At 59.7% G+C, this 20,406-nt stretch carries 20 protein-coding genes; 15 read left to right on the top strand and 5 right to left on the bottom strand.

What is annotated here, in order from left to right; genetic code table 11:
- Nucleotides 1–112 precede the first annotated feature (112 nt).
- Nucleotides 113–412: a hypothetical protein gene (locus EI290_RS09255; RefSeq protein WP_125428973.1), complete on the top strand. Its 300-nt coding sequence runs from the start codon at nt 113–115 to the stop codon at nt 410–412.
- 203 nt (nt 413–615) lie between these two features.
- Here the strand turns inward: EI290_RS09255 and EI290_RS09250 are convergent, their stop codons facing one another.
- Nucleotides 616–1,596, bottom strand: coding sequence for a polyprenyl synthetase family protein (locus tag EI290_RS09250; protein ID WP_125428971.1), 981 nt, complete (start codon nt 1,594–1,596; stop codon nt 616–618).
- Between the two features lie 177 nt (nt 1,597–1,773).
- Between EI290_RS09250 and EI290_RS09245 the strand changes: the two genes are divergently transcribed.
- The 3 genes from EI290_RS09245 to EI290_RS09235 all read left to right on the top strand — a co-directional run bounded on the left by EI290_RS09245 (nt 1,774) and on the right by EI290_RS09235 (nt 3,693).
- Nucleotides 1,774–2,658 (top strand): alpha/beta hydrolase family protein, encoded by an 885-nt coding sequence (locus tag EI290_RS09245; RefSeq protein ID WP_125428969.1) that lies wholly within the window; start codon nt 1,774–1,776, stop codon nt 2,656–2,658.
- Nucleotides 2,659–2,835: 177 nt separating this feature from the next.
- The gene (folK, locus tag EI290_RS09240; protein WP_125428967.1) at nt 2,836–3,327 is read left to right on the top strand and encodes a 2-amino-4-hydroxy-6-hydroxymethyldihydropteridine diphosphokinase; all 492 of its coding nucleotides are present in this window, start codon (nt 2,836–2,838) and stop codon (nt 3,325–3,327) included.
- A 6-nt stretch (nt 3,328–3,333) separates the two neighbouring features.
- Nucleotides 3,334–3,693: a hypothetical protein gene (locus tag EI290_RS09235; RefSeq protein WP_125428965.1), complete on the top strand. Its 360-nt coding sequence runs from the start codon at nt 3,334–3,336 to the stop codon at nt 3,691–3,693.
- Nucleotides 3,694–3,777: 84 nt separating this feature from the next.
- On the opposite strand, the gene fabD is transcribed toward EI290_RS09235, so the two are convergent.
- From fabD to EI290_RS09220, 3 genes are all read right to left on the bottom strand, one after another.
- The gene (gene fabD / locus EI290_RS09230) at nt 3,778–4,665 is read right to left on the bottom strand and encodes an ACP S-malonyltransferase (RefSeq protein ID WP_125428963.1); all 888 of its coding nucleotides are present in this window, start codon (nt 4,663–4,665) and stop codon (nt 3,778–3,780) included.
- A 123-nt stretch (nt 4,666–4,788) separates the two neighbouring features.
- Nucleotides 4,789–5,127 carry a hypothetical protein gene (locus tag EI290_RS09225; protein WP_125428961.1) on the bottom strand — a complete coding sequence of 113 codons (339 nt, stop codon included), beginning with the start codon at nt 5,125–5,127 and terminating at the stop codon, nt 4,789–4,791.
- A 92-nt stretch (nt 5,128–5,219) separates the two neighbouring features.
- Complete coding sequence (locus EI290_RS09220) at nt 5,220–8,072, bottom strand: T9SS type B sorting domain-containing protein (protein WP_125428959.1); 2,853 nt, start codon at nt 8,070–8,072, stop codon at nt 5,220–5,222.
- 235 nt (nt 8,073–8,307) lie between these two features.
- Here EI290_RS09220 and EI290_RS09215 point away from each other — a divergent pair, with 235 nt between their 5' ends.
- The 8 genes from EI290_RS09215 to EI290_RS09180 all read left to right on the top strand — a co-directional run bounded on the left by EI290_RS09215 (nt 8,308) and on the right by EI290_RS09180 (nt 16,299).
- Nucleotides 8,308–8,982, top strand: a complete 675-nt coding sequence (locus EI290_RS09215; RefSeq protein WP_125428957.1) for a succinate dehydrogenase cytochrome b subunit — start codon at nt 8,308–8,310, stop codon at nt 8,980–8,982.
- 19 nt (nt 8,983–9,001) lie between these two features.
- Entirely contained in the window at nt 9,002–10,936 is a 1,935-nt protein-coding gene (locus tag EI290_RS09210) for a fumarate reductase/succinate dehydrogenase flavoprotein subunit (RefSeq protein ID WP_125428955.1), read from the top strand.
- Between the two features lie 151 nt (nt 10,937–11,087).
- Nucleotides 11,088–11,843: a succinate dehydrogenase/fumarate reductase iron-sulfur subunit gene (locus tag EI290_RS09205; RefSeq protein WP_125428953.1), complete on the top strand. Its 756-nt coding sequence runs from the start codon at nt 11,088–11,090 to the stop codon at nt 11,841–11,843.
- A 230-nt stretch (nt 11,844–12,073) separates the two neighbouring features.
- On the top strand, nt 12,074–12,601 hold the full coding sequence (locus EI290_RS09200; RefSeq protein WP_125428951.1) for an NADPH-dependent FMN reductase: 528 nt from the start codon (nt 12,074–12,076) through the stop codon (nt 12,599–12,601).
- Between the two features lie 263 nt (nt 12,602–12,864).
- Nucleotides 12,865–13,242 carry a hypothetical protein gene (locus EI290_RS09195; protein ID WP_125428949.1) on the top strand — a complete coding sequence of 126 codons (378 nt, stop codon included), beginning with the start codon at nt 12,865–12,867 and terminating at the stop codon, nt 13,240–13,242.
- A 115-nt stretch (nt 13,243–13,357) separates the two neighbouring features.
- The gene (locus EI290_RS09190; protein ID WP_125428947.1) at nt 13,358–14,122 is read left to right on the top strand and encodes an MbnP family protein; all 765 of its coding nucleotides are present in this window, start codon (nt 13,358–13,360) and stop codon (nt 14,120–14,122) included.
- 8 nt (nt 14,123–14,130) lie between these two features.
- A complete protein-coding gene (locus EI290_RS09185) occupies nt 14,131–15,189 on the top strand; it encodes a cytochrome-c peroxidase (RefSeq protein ID WP_246008907.1) in 1,059 nt (352 codons plus the stop codon).
- Nucleotides 15,190–15,303: 114 nt separating this feature from the next.
- Nucleotides 15,304–16,299 carry a hypothetical protein gene (locus tag EI290_RS09180; RefSeq protein ID WP_125428945.1) on the top strand — a complete coding sequence of 332 codons (996 nt, stop codon included), beginning with the start codon at nt 15,304–15,306 and terminating at the stop codon, nt 16,297–16,299.
- A 196-nt stretch (nt 16,300–16,495) separates the two neighbouring features.
- On the opposite strand, the gene EI290_RS09175 is transcribed toward EI290_RS09180, so the two are convergent.
- A complete protein-coding gene (locus tag EI290_RS09175; protein ID WP_185816917.1) occupies nt 16,496–17,770 on the bottom strand; it encodes a chloride channel protein in 1,275 nt (424 codons plus the stop codon).
- Between the two features lie 132 nt (nt 17,771–17,902).
- On the opposite strand from EI290_RS09175, the gene EI290_RS09170 reads away from it, so the two are divergent.
- From EI290_RS09170 to EI290_RS22420, 3 genes are read left to right on the top strand one after another with little or no spacing between them, the layout of a single operon-like run.
- Nucleotides 17,903–19,024, top strand: a complete 1,122-nt coding sequence (locus EI290_RS09170) for a cytochrome-c peroxidase (protein WP_125428943.1) — start codon at nt 17,903–17,905, stop codon at nt 19,022–19,024.
- A gap of 43 nt (nt 19,025–19,067) precedes the next feature.
- The gene (locus EI290_RS09165) at nt 19,068–20,210 is read left to right on the top strand and encodes an acyltransferase family protein (RefSeq protein WP_185816916.1); all 1,143 of its coding nucleotides are present in this window, start codon (nt 19,068–19,070) and stop codon (nt 20,208–20,210) included.
- A complete protein-coding gene (locus EI290_RS22420; protein ID WP_185816915.1) occupies nt 20,207–20,377 on the top strand; it encodes a hypothetical protein in 171 nt (56 codons plus the stop codon). The genes EI290_RS09165 and EI290_RS22420 overlap by 4 nt, the downstream gene beginning before the upstream one ends.
- Nucleotides 20,378–20,406: the final 29 nt, after the last annotated feature.

Genomic DNA, 20,406 nt, shown 5'->3' with positions numbered 1-20,406 from the left:
TTGGGGGCACAGCTGGCCGGCTCATCACAACCCCAGCTACCCCTCCCAGCGTAGAGCCCACTAGCCTATACGGCTCCCGAACTTTCTCTAACAACCAAACTTTCGGCGTACTATGTGGATTCAGCAGAAAAACACCCCCGCCCCGCTCGATGAGCTGCAAGGCCGTACCGTAGGCCTCAAATTTCAGTGCAACAAATGCCACACGGAGGTATTCACCGAGCTTATCGGCGTGCCCGCCGCCGACCACCTGGCCAACTCCCTGGACGACGACGGGCAGTTTGAGAAGGAAGAAATCAAATGCCCCGGTTGCGACATGACCCACGAAATTACCGTAACAAGCACTTTCGACGGCGTGCAGTTCGACGTATCAGAGGTAACCCCAAGCAGCGTAGCCTACCAAGTGCATCACTGATTGCACGAATTTTGTAGACGATTGGGTTGTGGCACACGCTTTAGCTTGTGCCGTATGCCACCTAACAACTCTGGATAACAACAAACAAGGCTTGCCGTATGGCAAGCCTTGTTTGTTGAGATTGGTTTTTGCGCTGACGTATCATGCGGCGCACGGCACAAGCTAAAGCTTATGCTACAATCGTCCGCAGAATCCACGCGAAATCAGTGGTTCCGTTCGATGGTGTAGTTGATGAGCTGCTCCAGGGAAGTGCGGGAGGCTGATTCGGGAAAGGTGCGCAGGATGGCCAGTGCCTCGTCGCGGTAGCGCTCCATCACCCGGATGGCGTACTCCAGACCGCCCGACTGCTTCACGAAGTCGATGACAGCCTGCACCCGGTCCTTGCGGCCATCGTTGTTTTTCACGTTGAAGATAACGCGGCGCTTAGTCAGCCAGTCGGCCTGCTGGAGGGCGTAGATGAGCGGCAGAGTCATCTTTTTCTCCTTGATATCAATGCCCACCGGCTTGCCTATTTCGGCCGTACCGAAGTCGAACAGGTCGTCCTTGATCTGAAAGGCCATACCCACTTTTTCCCCGAACAGGCGGGCCCGCTCCACGGTGGGGGCGTCGGCGCCGGCCGAGGCGGCCCCTACGGCGCAGCAGGAAGCAATGAGTGAGGCCGTTTTCTGGCGGATAATTTCAAAGTAGACTTCCTCGGTGATATCGAGGCGGCGGGCTTTTTCAATTTGCAGCAGCTCTCCTTCGCTCAGTTCCTTCACGGCATTGCTCACTATCTTGAGCAGCTCGTAGTCGTTGTTTTCCAGGCTGAGCAGCAGGCCCTTGCTGAGCAGGTAGTCGCCTACCAGCACGGCAATCTTGTTTTTCCAGAGGGCATTGATGCTGAAAAATCCGCGCCGGTAGTTGCTCTCATCTACCACATCATCATGCACCAGCGTGGCCGTGTGCAGCAGCTCGATGAGGGCCGCCCCCCGGAACGAAGCTTCCGGCAGCGGGTCGCCGCCGCTGATTTTGGCCGTGAAGAACACAAACATGGGCCGGATCTGCTTGCCCTTGCGCTTCACAATGTAGCCCATGATTTTATCCAGCAGCAGCTGCCGCGTTTGCATGGACTGGCGGAATTTCTTTTCGAATTCCTCCATTTCGGCGGCAATAGGAGCCTGTATCTGGTCCAGCGTAACGGTCATGCGGGTAATTTGGGCGCTGCAATGATACGGGTAAACCCTGAGATAGTGTGGAGGTTAAAACCGGGAGTTAGGCATTGGCCCCTGCTTGCTCCCTTAAACACGTCTGTTGCTACACGATATCCTGCGGATTTCGCGTAATTTCCTGTGGCTTCCTGCCTGTTCCTTACCTTCGTTCCTATGCCTTTCCAGCCTGTTTCCGTCGATTTTCTGCTGTCCAGCCCCCATCACTCCCGGCCTTTCGCCGCCGATGCCCGGTTTGTGGCCGATGGGCGCCCCAAGCCGGTGGTGGTGTTCGTGCATGGCTTTAAGGGCTTCAAAGACTGGGGCCACTTCAACGTGCTGGCTGAGTGGTTTGCCCGGCAGGGGTTCGTGTTCGTGAAGCTCAACCTCTCGCACAACGGGCTGGTGGTGGGTGGCACCGGCGACCTGGAAGACCTGGAAGCCTTCGGCCGCAACAACTTCAGCCTGGAGCTGGACGATATCGGGGTGCTGCTCGATGCGCTGTTTGCGCCCGGGCAAACGGCCCTGCCTGCCGCCGAGATGGACCTGTCGGATCTGGCACTGCTGGGGCACAGCCGGGGCGGCGGGCTGGTGCTGCTGAAAACCGCCGAAGACCCGCGGGTGAAGGCCGTGGTTACCTGGGCCGCCATCAGCGACGTAAACCCCGGCTGGCCCGAGCCGCTGATGCAGCAGTGGCAGCAGCAGGGCGTGTTTCACGTCGAAAACAGCCGGACCGGCCAGCAGCTGCCGCTATACTTCCAGATTGTGGAAGACTACCACCAGAATCGCCTACGCTTGGATATCCGGCACGGGCTGCGCCGCAAGCTGAAAGGTCGGCCCCTGCTGGTGCTGCACGGCGACCAGGACGAAACCGTGCCATTGGCGCGGGCCCACCAGCTGAAAGAGTGGCAGCCCGCCGCCGAGCTGGTTGTGCTGCCGGGCGTTACGCACAACTTCGGCGGCGCGCACCCCTGGCAGCAGGAGCAACTGCCCACCGAAGCCCAACAGGCGGCTGAGGTTACGGTAGAGTTTTTGCGGCGGGCGTTTTCAATCAAGAATTGAGCATTAAAAATTGCGGCTGATTGGGCATTTTGCACCTAAAAGCGCGGCTTGGCCAACACAAAAATTTTTGGCTTACAGCGAGAAGCAACACTCTCCGTTCTCAATCCAAAGCACACACCAAAACCGCCAATAGCTTTGCCACAGCGCAATATTTAATCTTTAATTACCAATTTTTAATTGTCTACCGCCTACCTCCTACTCGGCTCCAACCTGGGCAACCGGCTGGCCATTCTCCAGCAAGCCATCCGGCGCCTGCACGAAACGGCTGGCCCCGTAGTGGCGGTATCCGGCCTCTACGAAACCGCCGCCTGGGGCCTGCAGGATCAGCCGCCGTTTCTCAACCAAGCCGCGCAGCTTCACACGGCGCTTTCGCCGGAGCAGCTATTGCAGGCTTGCCTGGCTGTTGAGCAGCTGGCCGGCCGGGAGCGGCTGGTGCGCTGGGGAGCCCGCACTCTGGACGTGGATATTTTACTGTACGACAAGCTGGTGCTGGATAGTGCGAGCCTGCAACTACCGCACCCGCGGCTGCCGGAGCGGCGGTTTGCCCTGGTGCCCCTGACCGATATTGCCGCTGCTATAATTCATCCGCAGCTCGGCCGCACCGTAGCCGAGTTGCTGGCGGAGTGCCCGGATGAACTGGAGGTAAAACCAATACCTGCCAATTTTTAACAGCTTATGTCTACAGCCTACAACAACAGGCTTTCTTTTGAAAACCTGAACAGCATTCATTGCATAGTTAGCCTTTATGATGAGCAAGGCGAAGTAGCAGACCGGTACATCGAATTTCCTGAGCAGCTTATGTTTCGGCTTTCATGCATTGGTAAAGCGTATGATTTACACGTAACATCGTTGATTAGTATTCACGACGATTTACTATTGAATTCAACTCAGTGCGAAGGCCTTATTGAAGAACTTGCATTCATTGAATACATCACAAATGACACTCTTCTACATAAATACACAGCGCGTATTCAAGAGTTGGCTTACACATGCTTAGGCAATAGAAAGCTAAAACTATACTTTGGCGGAAATTAGATACCGACGCAATTAAAGAGCCGGCTTTTCGAAAGAAGCCGGCTCTTTAATTGCGTCGGTATTTAGGCAAGCTACCAAGTAACTCTACACTGCCGCCGACGACACGGCAGCTTCCGGCGCAATCTTTTTCACCAAGCCTTGCAGCACTTTGCCGGGGCCGCACTCCACAAACTCCGTGGCTCCGTCCTGCACCATGCGCTGCACACTCTGCGTCCAGCGGACGGGGGCCGTGAGCTGCCGCACCAGGTTTTCCCGGATTTCGTCGGGGTTAGTGTGGGGGGCGGCGTCCACGTTCTGGTACACCGGGCAGATGCCGGCCGAGAAGGTAGTACGGGCAATGGCCTCGGCCAGTGCCGCTTCCGCCGACTGCATCAGGGGCGAATGGAAGGCCCCGCCCACCGGCAGCGGCAGGGCCCGCTTGGCGCCGGCGGCCTTCAGCTGCTCGCAGGCCAGCTCGATGCCACGCTGGGAGCCGGATACCACCAGCTGACCGGGGCAGTTGTAGTTGGCGGCCACTACCACGTTACCCCCGTCGGTGATTTCCTGGCAGATGCGGGCCGTGGTATCGTCGTCGAGGGCCAGAATGGCGGCCATGGTGCCGGGCTGCTCCAGGCAGGCGGCCTGCATGGCCTGGGCCCGCTTGGCCACCAGTTGCAGGGCATCCTCGAAGCGCAGCACCTTAGCCGCCACCAGCGCCGAAAACTCGCCGAGCGAGTGGCCGGCTACCATCTCGGGCCGTAGCTCGGGCAGCACGGCCGCCAGGGCCACCGAATGCAGGAAAATGGCCGGCTGGGTTACGTCGGTGCGGCGCAGGTCCTCCTCCGACCCCGTGAACATCACGTCGGTGAGAGAAAAACCTAGGATTTCGTTGGCCTGGTCCATCAGTTGCCGGGCCGCCGGGTGCTGCTCGTACAGGTCACGGCCCATACCACTGAACTGACTGCCCTGGCCGGGAAAAATAACTGCTTTCATCGTCGGGAAATTAGGCTGCTGAGCGGAGGTGAAACCGTCCGTCAGCAGGCGAAGCGAATGAGAAAATGAAGCTGCAAGCTGCATAAAACCGCTTGAATGCACAATGCAGCCCGAGCCACCGGTTTACTTCACCGGCACCGTGCTGATGCTGCCGCTTTGCTTATCCACTTCAATGGCACTCCCATCGGGCATCTGCCCTACCCGGTCGGTGCGCTTCACCAGCACCTGCCAGCGCGGGCCGGCATCCAGCACCTGCATAGTGGGCAGCAGATACACCGCCGAGTCGGGCAGGGAGCGGAAGTAGCGGGTCGCCAGCACGGCGGCCTGCTCCGGGGTGGTAGCTCCAACGCTGGTAGCAGCGGGCGTAGCGGCCGGAGCTTCGGTGGTAGTGGTTGATTGGGGGGTGGAGCAGGCCGTGCTGAGCAGCAGGGCGCCAATGGCCAGTTGATAGTTCGTCTTCATCGGGTGAATAAGGAAAAAGTCCGGGCACAAAAAACGGGCATATCCCGGTAGGATATGCCCGTTGTGGCAGGAAAATCTACGGCGTAGCGCCGTTAATGGTTGATCTGCACCCAGCCTTTGAAGGTGCGCTTGGTGCGGTTCAGGTCTTTGAATTCCACATCGGCCTGATAGAAGTACATACCATCGGCCATTTTGCCGCTGGAGCCGCCCTCTGCGCCGCCGCTGCCACCATTCCAGTTAATCAGCGGGTCTTTGTCACTTTCGTACACCTTCACGCCCCAGCGGTTGAATATCTTCACGGAAGTACGCTGTATGGGGCTGAATACTTTCGGCCGGAACGTGTCGTTTTTACCGTCGCCGTTCGGGGTGAAGATGTTGGGCAGCAGGAACAGCAGGCAATTATCCTTGCATTCCTTATTACTGAGGGCGCTCAGGGCTCCGTTGGCATCCACGGCCTGCACGGCGTAGCAGCCCTGCGCCGACGACAAGCCCTGGTGCAGGTAGGTAGTCTGGGAACCGGGCACCCGGGTCAGCTCCACCAGCGGGTCAGCATCCGTAGCCGCGTAGAAGATGATATACGACACAATGTTACGGCCACAGTCGGCCGTGGGCAGGTTGCTCAGCGTCCAGCTCAGGTAGTTGGAGTAGATCTGCCCGCTAAGTGGCGTTACCGGCAAATCGAACAGACGGCTAGCCAGACTGTCGCAGTTAGTAGGCTTGAGCGTGAGCACCGGCGTACACGGCACGGACCGCAAATCCACGCACTGCTCCTGGCTCAGATTGATCAGCGAGTCGGGCCGGGTGCTGTCGTAAGTGCCGTTAGTTTTCACGTAGTAGCAATACGTGCGGCCCTTTACCAGCGGAGCGGCCGCAGTACCGGCATCCGTAAAGGTACCCCCGGTAGCCGTACCGGTAACTTTGGCAATGGGCCGGAACGTTCCGGCCGGCTCGCGGCGGTATACCGTCGTCGGCCGCTTGGTATTATCCCAAGGCACCCGGTAGGTCCAGCTTACACTGATGGTGTTGGCAATAGGATTAGGCGTACCCGTTACCCGCACGCTGGAGGCCGGACCGGCAGTTTCCACTGTTTCGGCAGCTCCTGCCACGGCCGTACTGTAGAAATCCAGCCGGTACGAATACGTATTAGCCGCAGTGTTCAGCCCCGTATTCACGAAGGTGGTGTCGTCGAGGTTGGTAGTGGTGTACACCTGCGTGAAATCGGCAGCAGCCGGGTTCAGGGACGGGGCCCGGAACAACCGGTACCCCCGGGGCGTACCGAAGCCTGCCGACGACGTAGGCTTGGTCCAGCGAACCGTAATCTGGCCCGTGGCAGCATCGGTGCGGTCTACAGTTACATTGGTAAGGCGGGCTGAGCGGCCGGTAAGGGCCACGCAGGCCTCGTTGGAAGCTAGGCTGGCCCCACCCGCCGGCGCAGCAAACTGCACGTAGATGCGGTAGCAGTAGGTTTTACCCCGGTCCAGGCCCCGGCCGTTGTTGTCATCCAGGAAGGTGCGCGACCCAACGCTCACCGTGCCCACCTGCGTATAGCCGGCCGCGGCGGGCAGGCCAGTCTCGCAGGGACCGGGCGTGAAGGGGAAGGAGTTTTCGCGCCGGAAAATCAGAATCTGGGCCCCGGGGTTTTGGCAGCTGTAACTGTCCCAATCGAGGCGGGCGGTGCTGCCTTGCAGGGCGGTGCGCAGGTTTTGCGGGGCCGGCCCGATAACTGTGATGCGCCACACCCGCTGGTCGATGAGGGGCGGCTGCCCTGCCACGGGCCGGTCGGTGGCCTTAAATAGCACCTGGTGAGGCTCCGAGCGAATATCGGCACACGTTGGAGTCCACTGGAACAGCCCCCGGGCCGTGGGCGGACCGGTAGCCGTTTGCACGAAAGAGGCCGGCCGGGGCAGCATCCCCCCGAAGGCCTCCAGGGTGATAGGGTTGTTGTCGGGGTCGGTGGCCGTTACCACGCCGTTCGGCACCGGCGTATTGGCCACCACGCAGATGTCGGCCGGTACTACAATGGTAGGCCGGGCATTGTTGGTAGCTACTACCGTCACCTGCATATCCCGCACTACCTCTCCAATCAACCGGGCCCTTTCGCCCGGTGTGCGGCGGTACTCTTTAACTGAAAACGCAAAATTATAAACGCCAACTACCGCCGGGGCATTCCATACAATCTGGCCCGTGCGGCTATCCTGCTCAAAGATGGCCGGGTCACCGGGCCGCCCCACCGGCGGACCGGCGTAGGCTACCTGCACCGGCGTTCCGCCCAGGGCCGCATCGTTCGGGTACCGGAACCCGGCTACGTCCACGGGTACAGGCGAGCAGGCGGGCGGGGTAGGCGCCTGCTTGCTGGGCTGCAAAGTAAAAACCAGAGAGTCCCCATCCGCATCATACGCGGCCGGGTTGTGCAGGAACACTTGTTGTCTGCCTGCTTTATCGATGGCCGGGGCCGTCAGGACCGGGGAGGTATTCTGCAGGAAGGGGTCAATGGTAATGGTTGTAGATATCTGAAACGGCGTATTCACCGAATTGAGCATATTAATTACTCCCTCTACCCGAAAGTTACTTAAGTAAGTTATCGTGTATGTTCGGGGCGAATTATAGGTATGCTCGAAATAGTAGACGTTGCGGTAGGTATCAGCGGATATCAGCTGCTTGGAAAAGCGCGGAATGGCATTGGTGCCGGTGGCGCAAGTGTTGTCACCGAAGTAGATGTTGGCCGTTGGTTCGTCAGCCTTATTGGGCTCGGCCGAAGAGTACAGCACTAGTTTAAAGAAGATGCGGCGCGGGTTGCGGGCGGCAGTAGTATCGGTTTTTGCTTGGATGTCGCCGGCCCGCAGGTGGGTAGCCCGGGCAGCCGGCATGGTGCACAGATACACTACCCACAATAGCAACCCCGCCAGCCAAAGCCGAACCGGGCGGTTGTGTAGCGAAATACTCATACAATCAGCGTATTAGTAGGCGGGAGAACAGATGAAAGGGAAGGTCAGCAAAAACCGAGCAGCAACCTAACAAAAAACGAACACCAAGGTTACTACGTCGGGGCAATGTACTAACGGAGTTGGCTACGGATAGATTCACTATAACGCAGCTACCTTATTCAGATTGTTTCCTGTTAGGTTGGGGTATACCTTTGACCGTCATAACCGACCTACCCACACCCTTCATTAGCTCTCTATGAGTTGGATTTCCAAAACCTTTTCCAGTAGCATCGGCCGCAAAATAATTATGGCCGTAACGGGCCTGTTTCTCTGCTCCTTCCTGGTAGTACACTTGGTAGGTAACCTGCAGCTGTTTAAGGCCGACAATGGCGTGGCATTTAACGCCTATTCTGAGTTTATGGGCCACAACCCTCTGATCCGCGCGCTGGAAATCGTGCTGGTGCTGGGTTTTGGCTTTCATATTTATGAAGGACTGGCGTTGGCGGCTAAAAACCGCGCTGCCCGCGGTGGTCAGGGCTACGTTTCCGACCACATTGAGCAAAACAGCTCCTGGCACTCGCGCAGCATGGCTATGCTGGGCTCTATTGTGCTATTTTTCCTAGTTGTCCACCTCTACAACTTCTTCGGTTCTCTGCGGTTTACCGATGTACCACGCGACGCTAACGGCAACGAAGACGCCTATACCCTGGTACTAGAGGCTTTTAAGAATCCTTTGTATGTGGTGTTGTACGTAGTAGCTCAGTTTGCCCTGCTTTACCACCTGCTCCACGGCTTCAGCAGCGCCTTCCAAACGCTGGGCCTTACCCACCGCAAGTATACCCCGGCCATTAAGCTTGTGGGCTATGCTTTTTCGATCATCGTGTGCGCCGCGTTTGCCGCCATGCCGGTCTACTTCTACTTCTTCAAATAAGTCCTAAACTCGACAGCCGATGTTTCCGGATTCCAAAATTCCCGAAGGCCCTTTGGCCGAAAAGTGGGACAAGCACAAGTTCAACGTTAAGCTCGTAAACCCCGCTAACAAGCGGAAATACGATGTTATCGTAGTAGGCACTGGCCTAGCTGGTGCTTCGGCGGCGGCTTCCCTGGCCGAGCTGGGCTACAACGTGAAGGCGTTTACTTACCACGATTCGCCCCGCCGGGCGCACTCCATTGCGGCGCAGGGCGGTATCAACGCGGCTAAAAACTACCAGAACGACGGCGACTCTGTGCACCGTTTGTTTTACGATACTATCAAAGGCGGCGACTACCGGGCCCGCGAAGCCAACGTGTACCGACTGGCCCAGGTATCGGTAAACATCATTGATCAGTGCGTAGCCCAGGGCGTGCCTTTTGCCCGGGAATACGGTGGTCTGCTGGCTAACCGCTCCTTTGGGGGCGCGCAGGTAAGCCGCACGTTCTACGCCCGCGGCCAAACCGGGCAGCAGCTGCTGCTGGGTGCTTACTCGGCCCTGAGCCGGCAGGTGGCCTACGGCAAGGTAAAGCTGTACACCCGCTCCGAGATGCTGGACGTGGTAGTGGTGGACGGTCAGGCCCGGGGCATTATCACCCGTAATCTGATTACCGGCGAGATTGAGCAGCACGCGGCTCATGCCGTAGTGCTGGCTACGGGTGGTTACGGCAACGTGTTCTACCTGAGCACCAACGCCAAATATTGCAATGCCACCGCTGCATGGCGGGCCCACAAAAAGGGTGCGTACTTCGCCAACCCCTGCTTCACCCAGATTCACCCTACCTGTATTCCTGTATCGGGCGACTACCAGTCGAAGCTGACGCTGATGTCGGAGTCGCTACGCAACGACGGGCGCGTGTGGGTGCCGGCTTCAAAGGAAACCGCCGAGCGCCTGCGCGCCGGCCAGATTCGGGTGCAGGACATTCCCGAAGAAGAGCGGGACTACTTCCTGGAGCGCAAATATCCCGCTTTTGGTAACCTGGTGCCCCGCGACGTAGCCTCGCGCAATGCCAAGGAAGTGTGCGACGAAGGCCGGGGCGTTGGCTCCTCGGGCTTGGCCGTGTACCTGGATTTTGCCGACGCTATTAAGCGCAATGGGGAAACGTGGGTAAGCCAGAAGTACGGCAACCTGTTCGATATGTACGCCAAAATCACCGGCGAAAACCCCTACGAGCAGCCTATGCGCATCTACCCCGCCGTGCATTACACCATGGGCGGCCTCTGGGTAGATTACAACCTGCAAACCACCATTCCGGGCCTCTACGCCACCGGGGAGTGCAACTTCTCCGACCACGGTGCCAACCGCCTCGGGGCCTCGGCTCTGATGCAGGGCCTGGCCGACGGCTACTTCGTGATTCCCTACACCATTGGGGATTACCTGGCCCAGACGCCGCCCAAGCCGGTTACCACCGACCACCCGGCCTTCAAGGAAGCCGAAGCCGAAGTGCGCGCCCGCGTGCAGAAGCTAATGAGCATCAATGGCACCCGCACCCCCGACGACTTCCACAAGGCCCTGGGCCACATTATGTGGGAGTACTGCGGCATGGCCCGCAACGCCGAAGGGCTGCGGCACGCCAAAGCCGAAATTCAGAAGCTGCGCCGAGAATTCTGGAGCGACCTGAAGCTGGTGGGCACCGAATCGGAAATGAACCAGGCCCTGGAAAAGGCCGGCCGCGTGGCTGACTTCCTGGAGCTGGGTGAGCTGATGATTGACGACGCCTATAACCGCAACGAAAGCTGCGGCGGCCACTTCCGCGAGGAATATGCCACCGAAGAAGGCGAAGCCAAGCGCGACGACGAGAACTACGCCTACGTAGCTGCCTGGCAGTATGTAGGCGACAATCAGCCCGAAATCCTGAACAAGGAAGAGCTGAAGTTCGAAAACGTGAAGCTTACTCAGCGCAGCTACAAATAGAGCTGAGTTATGAGTTAGAAATTATGAATTGTGGGGGGCGTTACCGTACCAAGCGGGCCCTTCACAACTCATGATTTCGATTCATAATTTTTAATTCATAATTCATAATTCAGAAATAAAAATGGCTGGAAGTAACCCCAATGCCAAACCGATGAACCTGACGCTGAAAGTGTGGCGGCAGAAGAATCGAAACACCCAAGGTGGCATCGTTGACTATCAGGTGAAGGACATTTCCCCGGATATGTCGTTTCTGGAGATGCTGGATGTGCTGAACGAGGACCTGTTGCGCAAAGGCGAAGAGCCGGTGGCCTTCGACCACGACTGCCGCGAAGGTATCTGTGGCTCGTGTAACCTGTTCATCAACGGCCGCGCCCACGGCCCCGAGGCTGGCACCACCACCTGCCAGCTGCACATGCGCAAGTTTTCCGACGGCGACACCATTACCATTGAGCCCTGGCGTGCCGCCGCCTTCCCCGTAAACAAGGATCTGAGTGTGGACCGCTCGGCCTTCGACCGGATTATTCAGGCCGGCGGCTACGTATCGGTAAACACCGGTGGCACCCCCGACGCCAACGAAATTCCGATTCCGAAGGAAATTGCCGACCGGGCGTTTGAGGCGGCTACCTGCATCGGATGCGGGGCCTGCGTAGCATCCTGCAAAAATGCTTCGGCCATGCTGTTCGTGTCGGCTAAAGTAAGCCAGTTGGCTTTGTTGCCCCAGGGCCACGTAGAGCGCAAAACCCGCGTGGAAAATATGGTGGCCCAGATGGACAAGGAAGGCTTCGGGGCCTGCACCAACATTGGTAGCTGCGCCGCCGAGTGCCCGGTGGGCATCTCGCTCGAGAACATTGCCATCCTGAACCACGAATTCCTGGCCGCCAAAGCCACGTCGAATAACCTGGCTTAAGCTTTACGGTTATTCTGCTGGAATCAGAAAAAGCGAGACGGTATTCCGTTTCGCTTTTTTGTTGGCTTTACCCACCGAATTAAGAGTTAAGAACTTCAACAGCTTTCCTGGCCCTACGTTCCCATGTGATACTGGCGGCAAGCAACCAGCCTAGTTGGAAGCGGGCTAGCCGGAGAAACGTTTTGGCAGCCCAATTCTTAATTTTTAATTCTTACTTTTTATTTGACCTGATGATAACCATCGTTGCCGGTACTAACCGCCCCAACTCCCGGGCCCGCCGCATTGCCGACTTGTATCTGAACCTGCTGGCGGAGCAGGGAGCCGAAGCCCAGGTGCTGGATTTGCTGGAGCTGCCCCTTGATTTCACGGCTACGGCCCTCTACCACAACACCGGTCAGCACCAGGATTTCAACCGGCTGGTGGCTATGGCCGAGCAGGCTGACAAGCTGGTGTTTGTGGTGCCGGAGTACAACTGCTCGTTTCCGGGCGTATTGAAGGCGTTTATCGATGGCCTACCCTACCCCGGCGGTATCCGGGGCAAGAAGGCCGCCCTGGTGGGCCTGAGCAGCGGCGGCCAGGGCGGGGTGCTGCCCCTCAACCACCTCACCGATGTGCTGATGTATCTGGGCACGGCCGTACTACCCCAGCGCGTGCGCCTGCCATTTATTGATAAGCACCTGACCGTAACGGGAGAGTTGACCGAGCCCCTGTACCAGCAGCTGCTACAGGAACAGGTCGGCGAGCTAGTGCGCTTCTAAGCAGACCATCCAGCACGTCATGTAACACGTCATTCCGAGCGGAGCCGAGGAATCTCGCGTGCTGACGTTGCAACGCTATTCATACGTCAGCACGCAAGATTCCTCGGCTTCGCTCGGAATGACGGTCCAGGGTTTGAATTACCCTTGCAACCTCAGCAGGCGAGATTCCTCGGCTCCGCTCGGAATGACGGTCTTTGCTAACGTTCTTTACTAGCGTCCTTTTAGGTACCTTGTGGCCGCATTTACCTGGTAGTGTTGGTGGCATGACCCGTTTTGTTGCTCTGTTCCTGGCCATGCTCGTTTTGCTCCAGACGTTTAGTCGGGAGTTGCTGGTTCTGGATTATCAGGCCCGAAAGGCGGAAATCACGCGGCTGTTCTGCGTAAACAAAGCCAAGCCCCAGCTGAAGTGCAATGGGAAGTGCCATTTGCGCCAGCAGCTTGGCAAAGCAGCCGACGCTGAAAGCAAAGCACCGGCCAGTGGCTTCGCCAAAGTAAAATACGAGGTGCTGCCGCCGCTGGCTTTTGTGGTGCCGCTGCCGTTGGCGGTTTTCGCTCCGGCCCGGGCGCACTTCGCCCCCCGCGTAGCCTCCTGCTACGCCTTCTCGCCGGTATACGGCATTTTTCATCCTCCCTCGGCATAGGCCTGAACTTCGGATGGTGCCCGGCCTGCCAGAGCCGGGCCACCGCAGCCCCGATATCCGCGCAGGATATCCGGCGGCTGCCTGTTTTTCAGTTTCCTGTTTTGCCGTTTTCCTGATGAAGTTTCGCTCGTTTACCCTACTGTGCTTTTCTTTTCTAACCATAGCCCTCGCTGCCTGTAAGGAGGACGCGGACGTATTAGCTCCCGCTGGTACCCTGGATATTGAGTTGGACCACGTCGTAGGCACTACTCCCCTGACTCTGACCACGGGCACCTATACCACGCCTTTGGGGCAGCAGTTCACGGTTTCGACCTTCAACTACTACCTCTCCAACATTCGGCTCAAGAAGGCCGACGGCACCGAGTACGCCGAGCCGGAAAGCTACCATCTGGTGAAGGAATCGGACGCCACGACCAAGGCCTTCACGCTGAAAGACGTGCCGGCCGGCGACTATACCTCTCTGTCCTTCACGATTGGCGTGGATAGTGCCCGTAATGTATCCGGGGCCCAGACCGGGGCCCTCGACCCCAGCAACGGTATGTTCTGGACCTGGAACTCAGGCTATATCTACACAAAGCTGGAAGGCAGCTCACCTCAGGCTGGTGGCAACAAGCAGCTGCTGTTTCACATTGGCGGGTTCAAGAAGCCCAACAACACCATCCGCACGGTGTCGCCAAGCCTGAACGGGGCCACCATTCAGATTCGGAAGGACCGGACGCCGGCCGTACACCTGGCAGCCGATGTGCTGAAGATGTTTACCGGCCCCAACCCCATCAACTTCGCCACGCTTTCCAACACCATGGGCGGCAGCAGCTCGGTACTGGTGGCGGACAACCAGGCAGCCGGCATGTTCCGCGTCGACCACGTGCACGCTAACTAGCCGGCCCCGTGCTAGGCAATACGATGCGCCGGCTGGTCCTGTTGGGGCTGGCCGGCCTGCTGCTTCCGGCGTGCACCACCGAGGCCGACGTGGCGCCGGCCTGGGAGGTGCCGGGGACGGAGGTACCCGCCAACTTTCCGGCCCCGGTATACGCCACCAGCCAGAACCCGCCCTCCCGGGAGGCGTTTGAGCTGGGCCGCAGCCTGTTCTACGACCCGCGCCTGTCGCGCACGGGGGATATTTCCTGCGGCAGCTGCCACCAGCAGTTTGTGGCCTTCGCCCACCAGGACCACCGCCTGAGCCACGGGGTTGACAACCTGCTGGGTACGCGCAATGCCCCGGCCCTGCAAAACCTGCGGTGGCGGAGTGAGCTGTTGTGGGACGGCGGGGCCAAACACCTCGAAACCATGCCCCTGGCCCCCATCACCAACCCGGTGGAAATGGATGAGACGCTGGAAAACGTGCTGCGCAAGCTCAATGCCGACGCTGGCTATCAGCAGCGCTTCGAGCGGGTGTACGGCCGCCGCCCCATCGATTCGCAGCAGCTGCTGAAAGCTCTGGCCCAGTTTACGGCTGCCCTTACCAGCAGCAACTCCCGCTACGACCACTACCGCCGCCACGAGGCCGGCGGGGAGCTGTCGGCGCCGGAGCTGCGGGGCTTGCAGGTGCTGCGCCAGAAGTGCGGCGCCTGCCACGCCGGCGAGCTGTTCACGGACGAAACCTACCGCAACAACGGCCTGGACCGCACGTTTGCGGCCGATTCGGGGCGGGCCCACATTACGGGCCGCCCCCAGGATGCTGGCCGTTTCAAGGTACCCAGCCTGCGCAACGTGGCCCTCACCCCGCCCTATATGCACGACGGCCGTTTCCGGACGTTGCGCGAGGTGTTGGACCACTACAGCGGCGGCATGGTGGAATCAGGCACACTGGATGCCCAGTTCCGCCGCTCAACCGGCGGCCCGGGCATTGCGCTGACCGACGATGAGAAGACAGATTTGCTGGCCTTCCTGCAAACCCTCACCGACACGGAATTTACCCACGACCAGCGGCTGGCGGAGCACCGCTAGCAGCCGCGCAGACCCATCTGCCCTGCCGCGCAGCGGGCGGAGTCTGAGTTAGTAGGTCCAACGACTTCACCCAGATTCCTCGCGCTGCGCGCCAGGACAGTTACCCCTTACCTAGTGAATAAGAACCTACTGCTACTGCTGCCGGCACTGCTGCTGGCTACTGCCACCCGCGCCTGCGACATTTGCGGGTGTTTCATGGGCATCACCCCCTACGACAACCAGAGCGGCTTTTCGCTGATGCACCGCTACCGGGTGTTCAATGGTTACCAGAGCTACGGACAGTACCCCAAGTTTTTCCCCGTCGGGGCGCACCCGCTGGTTTCCCGGCCGCTCAACCAGGTGGACGCAGGTTTTCGGCACTCGCACAAAGGCGACCCCAACGACTACGAAATATTCCGGGTGGTGGAACTGCGGGGCAAATACTTTCTGAGCAAACGCCTGGAACTAAACGCCTTTGTGCCCTACGTAATGAACTCGGCCCGGGCCAACGGCGCCACGCTGAACCTGGCCGGCGTGGGCGACGCGACAGTATTTGCCGGCTACCACCTCATCCGCAACATCGAAACGGCCGGGGTGCAGAGCCGGCTGATTGTGGGCGGCGGGGCCAAGCTGCCCACCGGCAGCTACCAGCGCCGCAGCCCCGACGGCCGCCGCTACCCCGCCCTCAACCAGCCCGGCACCGGCACCACCGACGGGTTCATCTATGCCAACTACATCGGCAGCTTCCGTAACCTGGGGCTGAGCCTGAACAGCAGCTACCGGCGCGCCACCCGCAACTCGGTGCAGGAGAGCCTGGCCCCCAGCACAACCACGTTTGCCAACCTGTTCTACCGCGTGGCGCTGGGCACCAACTGGCAGGTGTATCCTTCGGCGCAGTTTTTCTACGAGAAAACCCGGGGCGAAACTTTCGAGGGCCGGTTTACCGGGGAGCACGCCATGAACAACGCCCTGCTGGGTCCCGGCCTGGATGTGTACTACAAGAATTTCTCCCTGAACACCAGCTTCCAGCTGCCCGTGTACACCGCCCCCACCGACCACCCCGCCAGCGCCGGCCGCATGGTAGTAGCTCTGGGCTACAGCTTTAACCAGAGCAAGTACCTGTTGAAGTGATGAAGGAGTGAATGGGTGGAGTGTTGAATTGTTAAATGGATAGATGGCCTGTCATCCTTTATCTGGCGTCCGCAGCGCGAAGGACCTTACTACGTTTGAACAAGTCGTTATTACGATAGTCGTTCTGATGTCATAAGGTTCTTTGCGCTGCGGACGCCAGATAAAGGATGACAATTCAACCATCCAATACTCTATCCTACAACTCCCGCAGCCGTTTGCCCTGCTGCCGGAGCCAGCGGCGGTGCTTGGGCTCCCCGATTACCTGGGCCCCGTAGATGCCGCGGTGGCCAGAAAACAGGTAGCTCACCACGCAGGCCAGCCCGGCGTATAGTCCGCACCCGGCCCCAAACAGCTCCATGGCCATGAGCGTGCAGGCCAGGGGCGTGTTGGCGGCCCCCGCAAATACCGCCACGAACCCCATACCCGCCAGCAACGGTAGCGGCAGCGGCACCACCAAGGCCAGCGCGTTGCCCAGCGTAGCGCCAATAAAGAACAGCGGCGTCACCTCGCCCCCTTTGAAGCCGGCCCCTAGCGTGAGGGCGGTGAGCAGTAGCTTCAAAGCAAACGCATACGGCTCCAGCGGCCCCCTAAACGAAGCCATGATGGTCGGAATACCTAGCCCAATGTAGTCGGTGGTGCCCAACGCCCAGACCAGCGCTGTCACCCCGGCCCCACCCAGCACCGGCCGCAGCGGCGGCCACGCCACCCAAGCGGCAAAAAACCGGCTGACCGCGTGCGTAGTGCCCGCAAACAGCCGGGCCACCAATCCGAACACCACCCCTACCCCGGCGGCCAGCACCAAGTGCTGCGCCGACAGTGCCGGAACCATTAGTGTTGGGTATGGCGTGTGCCCTACCCCCCAGGCCCGCGTCACGAGGTCGGCCCCGGCAGCAGCCAGGAAAGCCGGCAGAATAGCCTCGTAGCGCAGCCGGCCCAAAAAAAACACCTCCAGGCCGAACACCGACCCCGCCAGGGGCGTGCCGAACACGGCCGCAAGACCCGCACTGATGCCGGCAATGAGCAGCGTAGGTCGCTCCCGGGGCCGCAGCAGCGGCAGGCGCGCCAGTTGGTCAGCCAGCGTGCCGCCAAGCTGCACGGCAGTGCCCTCGCGCCCGGCCGAGCCCCCGAATAAGTGGGTCAGCAGCGTACCTACCAACACCAGCGGAGCCATACGCAGCGGTACAATAGCAGTAGGCCGGTGAACCTCGTCCAGCAGCAGGTTATTACCGGCTTCCACCCCCCGGCCCAGATAGTAATACAGCAGCCCCACCAGCAGCCCGCCCAGCGGTAGCAGCAGCAGCACCCAGGGGTGGGCTTCCCGCCAACTGGTTACCCAGTCCAGGGCCACCAGAAACCCCGCTGCGGCCGTACCAGCCAGCAGGGCCACACCTGCGGTCAGCAGCAACCAACGCCCCAGGTATAACAGCACCACCCAATACTCGTGCAGGAAAGCGTAGAGGCGTATTTTCATGAAGCGTAAATCCGAACAGGGCCGGTAAAAATACGACCGTTCCCCGCAATCCGCCGCGGCCGGAATTATCCGGCAGGTTTCTCTGGTTCACCCAAAACCGCTATATTGAATCGGCTCATTCCGAAGCTTTTTATGTCCCAGCTGCTTGTCCGTCTTCGCTTCCTGTTGTTGCTCGCCGCTTTGGCTTCCGGAGCCGCCAGCTGCCAGGATAAAGGCGAAGAGCAAGAAACTCCGTACGTAACCACGCCCTACGCGCTGGCACTGCCGGCTGGCCTCCCCCAGAACGTAGCCGTACCCACCGGCAACCCCCTCACGGTAGAAGGAGTGGCTTTGGGCCGCCGACTGTTCTATGAAGTAAAACTCTCTGGCAACGGTACCCAATCGTGCGGGAGCTGCCACCAGCAGAGCCGGGCTTTTACCGATGGGCAGTTGCGGGCCATTGGGGCCGACGGGCTGGCTCACCGGCGCAATACCATGTCGTTGGTAAACCTTCTCTGGGAGAAGAGCCTGACCTGGGACGGGGCCGCCACCAATCTGGAACAGCAGGCCCGCACCCCCATCGAAAACCCCGTGGAGATGCACCAGCTGCTGGCCGAGGGCGTCCGAAAGCTACAGCAAACGGAATTGTACCCGCCGCTTTTCCAGCAGGCTTTCGGCAGCAGTACCATCACCGAGGACAACGTGCTGAAGGCGCTGGCGCAGTTTGAGCGCACCCTGATTTCGGCCAATTCCCGCTACGACCGGTATTTGCGCAAGGAAATTTCGCTGAGCCCGACGGAGCGGGCCGGGGCCGCGCTGTTCAACAATCATCCGGGCGAGGTGAGCGGCTTGTTTATCCGGGGCGGGGCCTGCCACCACTGCCACATCAGCGAGAATGGCCTGTTCAGCTCCCCCGATTTCTTCAACAACGGCCTCGACCTCACGTTTACCGACCCCGGCCGCGGCGGCGTCACCAACCTGCCGGCCGACCGGGGCAAGTTCAAAGCGCCCAGCCTGCGCAATATTGCCCAAACAGCCCCCTACATGCACGACGGCCGCTTCTCGACGCTGGAGCAGGTACTCGACCACTACAACGAGCATATCCAGGTCAACAGCCCCGGCGTCGACCCCAATGTGCTGCTGTCCAACACTCCCAACGGCACCAAGCTCGACCTCACGGCTCAGGAAAAAGCCCAGCTGGTTGCCTTCCTGAAAACCCTCACGGATTCCACTTTCCTAACCGATAAGCGGTTTTCGGACCCATTTAAGCAATAGAGCCCCAAAAATCGGTAGGTTTGGCGGCTTCTTACGTTCTCACTTGCTGCTACCTGCTACTTCTTCCCCGTTGGCGGCTTCGCGGGCCGCTACGTACCTGCCGGCTTTCACCGGAGTGCGGGCCCTGGCTGCCTATTTGGTGTTTCTGCATCATTTCAACCCGTTTCAGCACTCTGCCGCCCTGGCCCCACTGGCTGCGCTGGTGCTGGAATTTCACGTAGGCGTGCCGGTATTTTTCGTGCTGAGCGGCTTTCTGATTACGCTCCGCTACGGCAACGCGCCCCTGACGCAGCCCCGGCAGTGGCTGCGCTACCTGCGCAACCGGTTTGCCCGGATTTACCCCATCTATTTCCTGCTGACGCTGATTACCTACGCCGTTTTCTGGCACCGGGGCATCTTTTATCCTACCGAGCTGGTGCAGAGCATCACGCTCACGCAGGCATTTTTCGATTCCACCAAGTATATCGGTATTGCGCAAGCTTGGTCCCTGACGGTGGAAGAATGCTTTTATCTGTGCGCGCCGCTGGCTTTCTGGCTGTTGCGGAAGCGCCTGATGCCCCTGTGGGCTCAGCCTTTCGGGCTGCTGGCGCTGGGTTGCCTACTGGTGTTGGTGTGCGCACCTTTCTACACCCCGCTCCAGGGCCTATTCGGCTCCTGGAAGTTCATGCTGCTCTTCACCTTTCCAGGCCGGTGCTTCGAGTTTTACGCGGGTATACAGCTGGCGCTGCTCTACCAGCGGGGCCAGCTGCGCCGCTTCCGCTTCCGAGCCACCTGGACTTTACTGGGCCTGGGGCTGATGCTGGCCTGCGTGTGTGGCATGGTGCTCATCAAGGGCGGCTACACGTACGGGCAGGAGCATCCGCTGGGCGTGGTGCTGAACAACGTAGCCCTGCCCGGCGGTATCCTGCTGTTCTTTGCCGGTCTGCTCACCGAAGAAACCATGCTGCGCCGCCTGCTCTCCAGCGAACTGCTCCAGGTTCTGGGCAAAAGCTCCTACGTTTTCTACCTGATTCACATGGGCGTGCTCCACGACTGGCTGGCGGCCCACGTCAGCGCAAATACCGGTATCTTGTTTCTGCTGCTCAACCTCCTGGCCATTCTGCTCCACTACGGCGTCGAAGAGCCCGTGAGCCGCTGGCTCCGGCCCGCGCCCGAGCCGGCACCCACCCTTTCTGTTCCGGCATGAAACCTTTGCTTGCTTCTCTCCTGATAGCCGTCCTACTTACCGGCTGTACGCTGGCTCCGCGCCGGGGGCAGCATCGGCCGCTCAGCCCCGACCATGAGGTGGCCGCTCCCGACCGGTGGCCGCCCGACACGGCCGCCACCGATTCGGTGGCGCCCGCCAAGCCCTGACCCGCTTCAAACAACAAGCCCCCTGCCGA

The sequence above is a fragment of the Hymenobacter metallilatus genome, assembly GCF_003944705.1.
GTDB lineage: Bacteria > Bacteroidota > Bacteroidia > Cytophagales > Hymenobacteraceae > Hymenobacter > Hymenobacter metallilatus.
Note: the sequence above shows the minus strand (reverse complement) of the source record. Positions and strands in the feature narration are given on the sequence as shown.

Coding starts and splice junctions, on each gene's coding strand:
- EI290_RS09235 (WP_125428965.1), top strand. CDS start 3,334: ATGTCTACAGCCTACAACAACAGGCTTTCTTTTGAAAACCTGAACAGC.
- EI290_RS09210 (WP_125428955.1), top strand. CDS start 9,002: ATGTTTCCGGATTCCAAAATTCCCGAAGGCCCTTTGGCCGAAAAGTGG.
- EI290_RS22420 (WP_185816915.1), top strand. CDS start 20,207: ATGAAACCTTTGCTTGCTTCTCTCCTGATAGCCGTCCTACTTACCGGC.
- EI290_RS09200 (WP_125428951.1), top strand. CDS start 12,074: ATGATAACCATCGTTGCCGGTACTAACCGCCCCAACTCCCGGGCCCGC.
- EI290_RS09190 (WP_125428947.1), top strand. CDS start 13,358: ATGAAGTTTCGCTCGTTTACCCTACTGTGCTTTTCTTTTCTAACCATA.
- EI290_RS09215 (WP_125428957.1), top strand. CDS start 8,308: ATGAGTTGGATTTCCAAAACCTTTTCCAGTAGCATCGGCCGCAAAATA.
- EI290_RS09220 (WP_125428959.1), bottom strand. CDS start 8,072: ATGAGTATTTCGCTACACAACCGCCCGGTTCGGCTTTGGCTGGCGGGG.
- EI290_RS09245 (WP_125428969.1), top strand. CDS start 1,774: ATGCCTTTCCAGCCTGTTTCCGTCGATTTTCTGCTGTCCAGCCCCCAT.
- EI290_RS09195 (WP_125428949.1), top strand. CDS start 12,865: ATGACCCGTTTTGTTGCTCTGTTCCTGGCCATGCTCGTTTTGCTCCAG.
- EI290_RS09175 (WP_185816917.1), bottom strand. CDS start 17,770: ATGAAAATACGCCTCTACGCTTTCCTGCACGAGTATTGGGTGGTGCTG.
- EI290_RS09170 (WP_125428943.1), top strand. CDS start 17,903: ATGTCCCAGCTGCTTGTCCGTCTTCGCTTCCTGTTGTTGCTCGCCGCT.
- EI290_RS09250 (WP_125428971.1), bottom strand. CDS start 1,596: ATGACCGTTACGCTGGACCAGATACAGGCTCCTATTGCCGCCGAAATG.
- EI290_RS09225 (WP_125428961.1), bottom strand. CDS start 5,127: ATGAAGACGAACTATCAACTGGCCATTGGCGCCCTGCTGCTCAGCACG.
- EI290_RS09255 (WP_125428973.1), top strand. CDS start 113: ATGTGGATTCAGCAGAAAAACACCCCCGCCCCGCTCGATGAGCTGCAA.
- fabD (WP_125428963.1), bottom strand. CDS start 4,665: ATGAAAGCAGTTATTTTTCCCGGCCAGGGCAGTCAGTTCAGTGGTATG.
- EI290_RS09205 (WP_125428953.1), top strand. CDS start 11,088: ATGAACCTGACGCTGAAAGTGTGGCGGCAGAAGAATCGAAACACCCAA.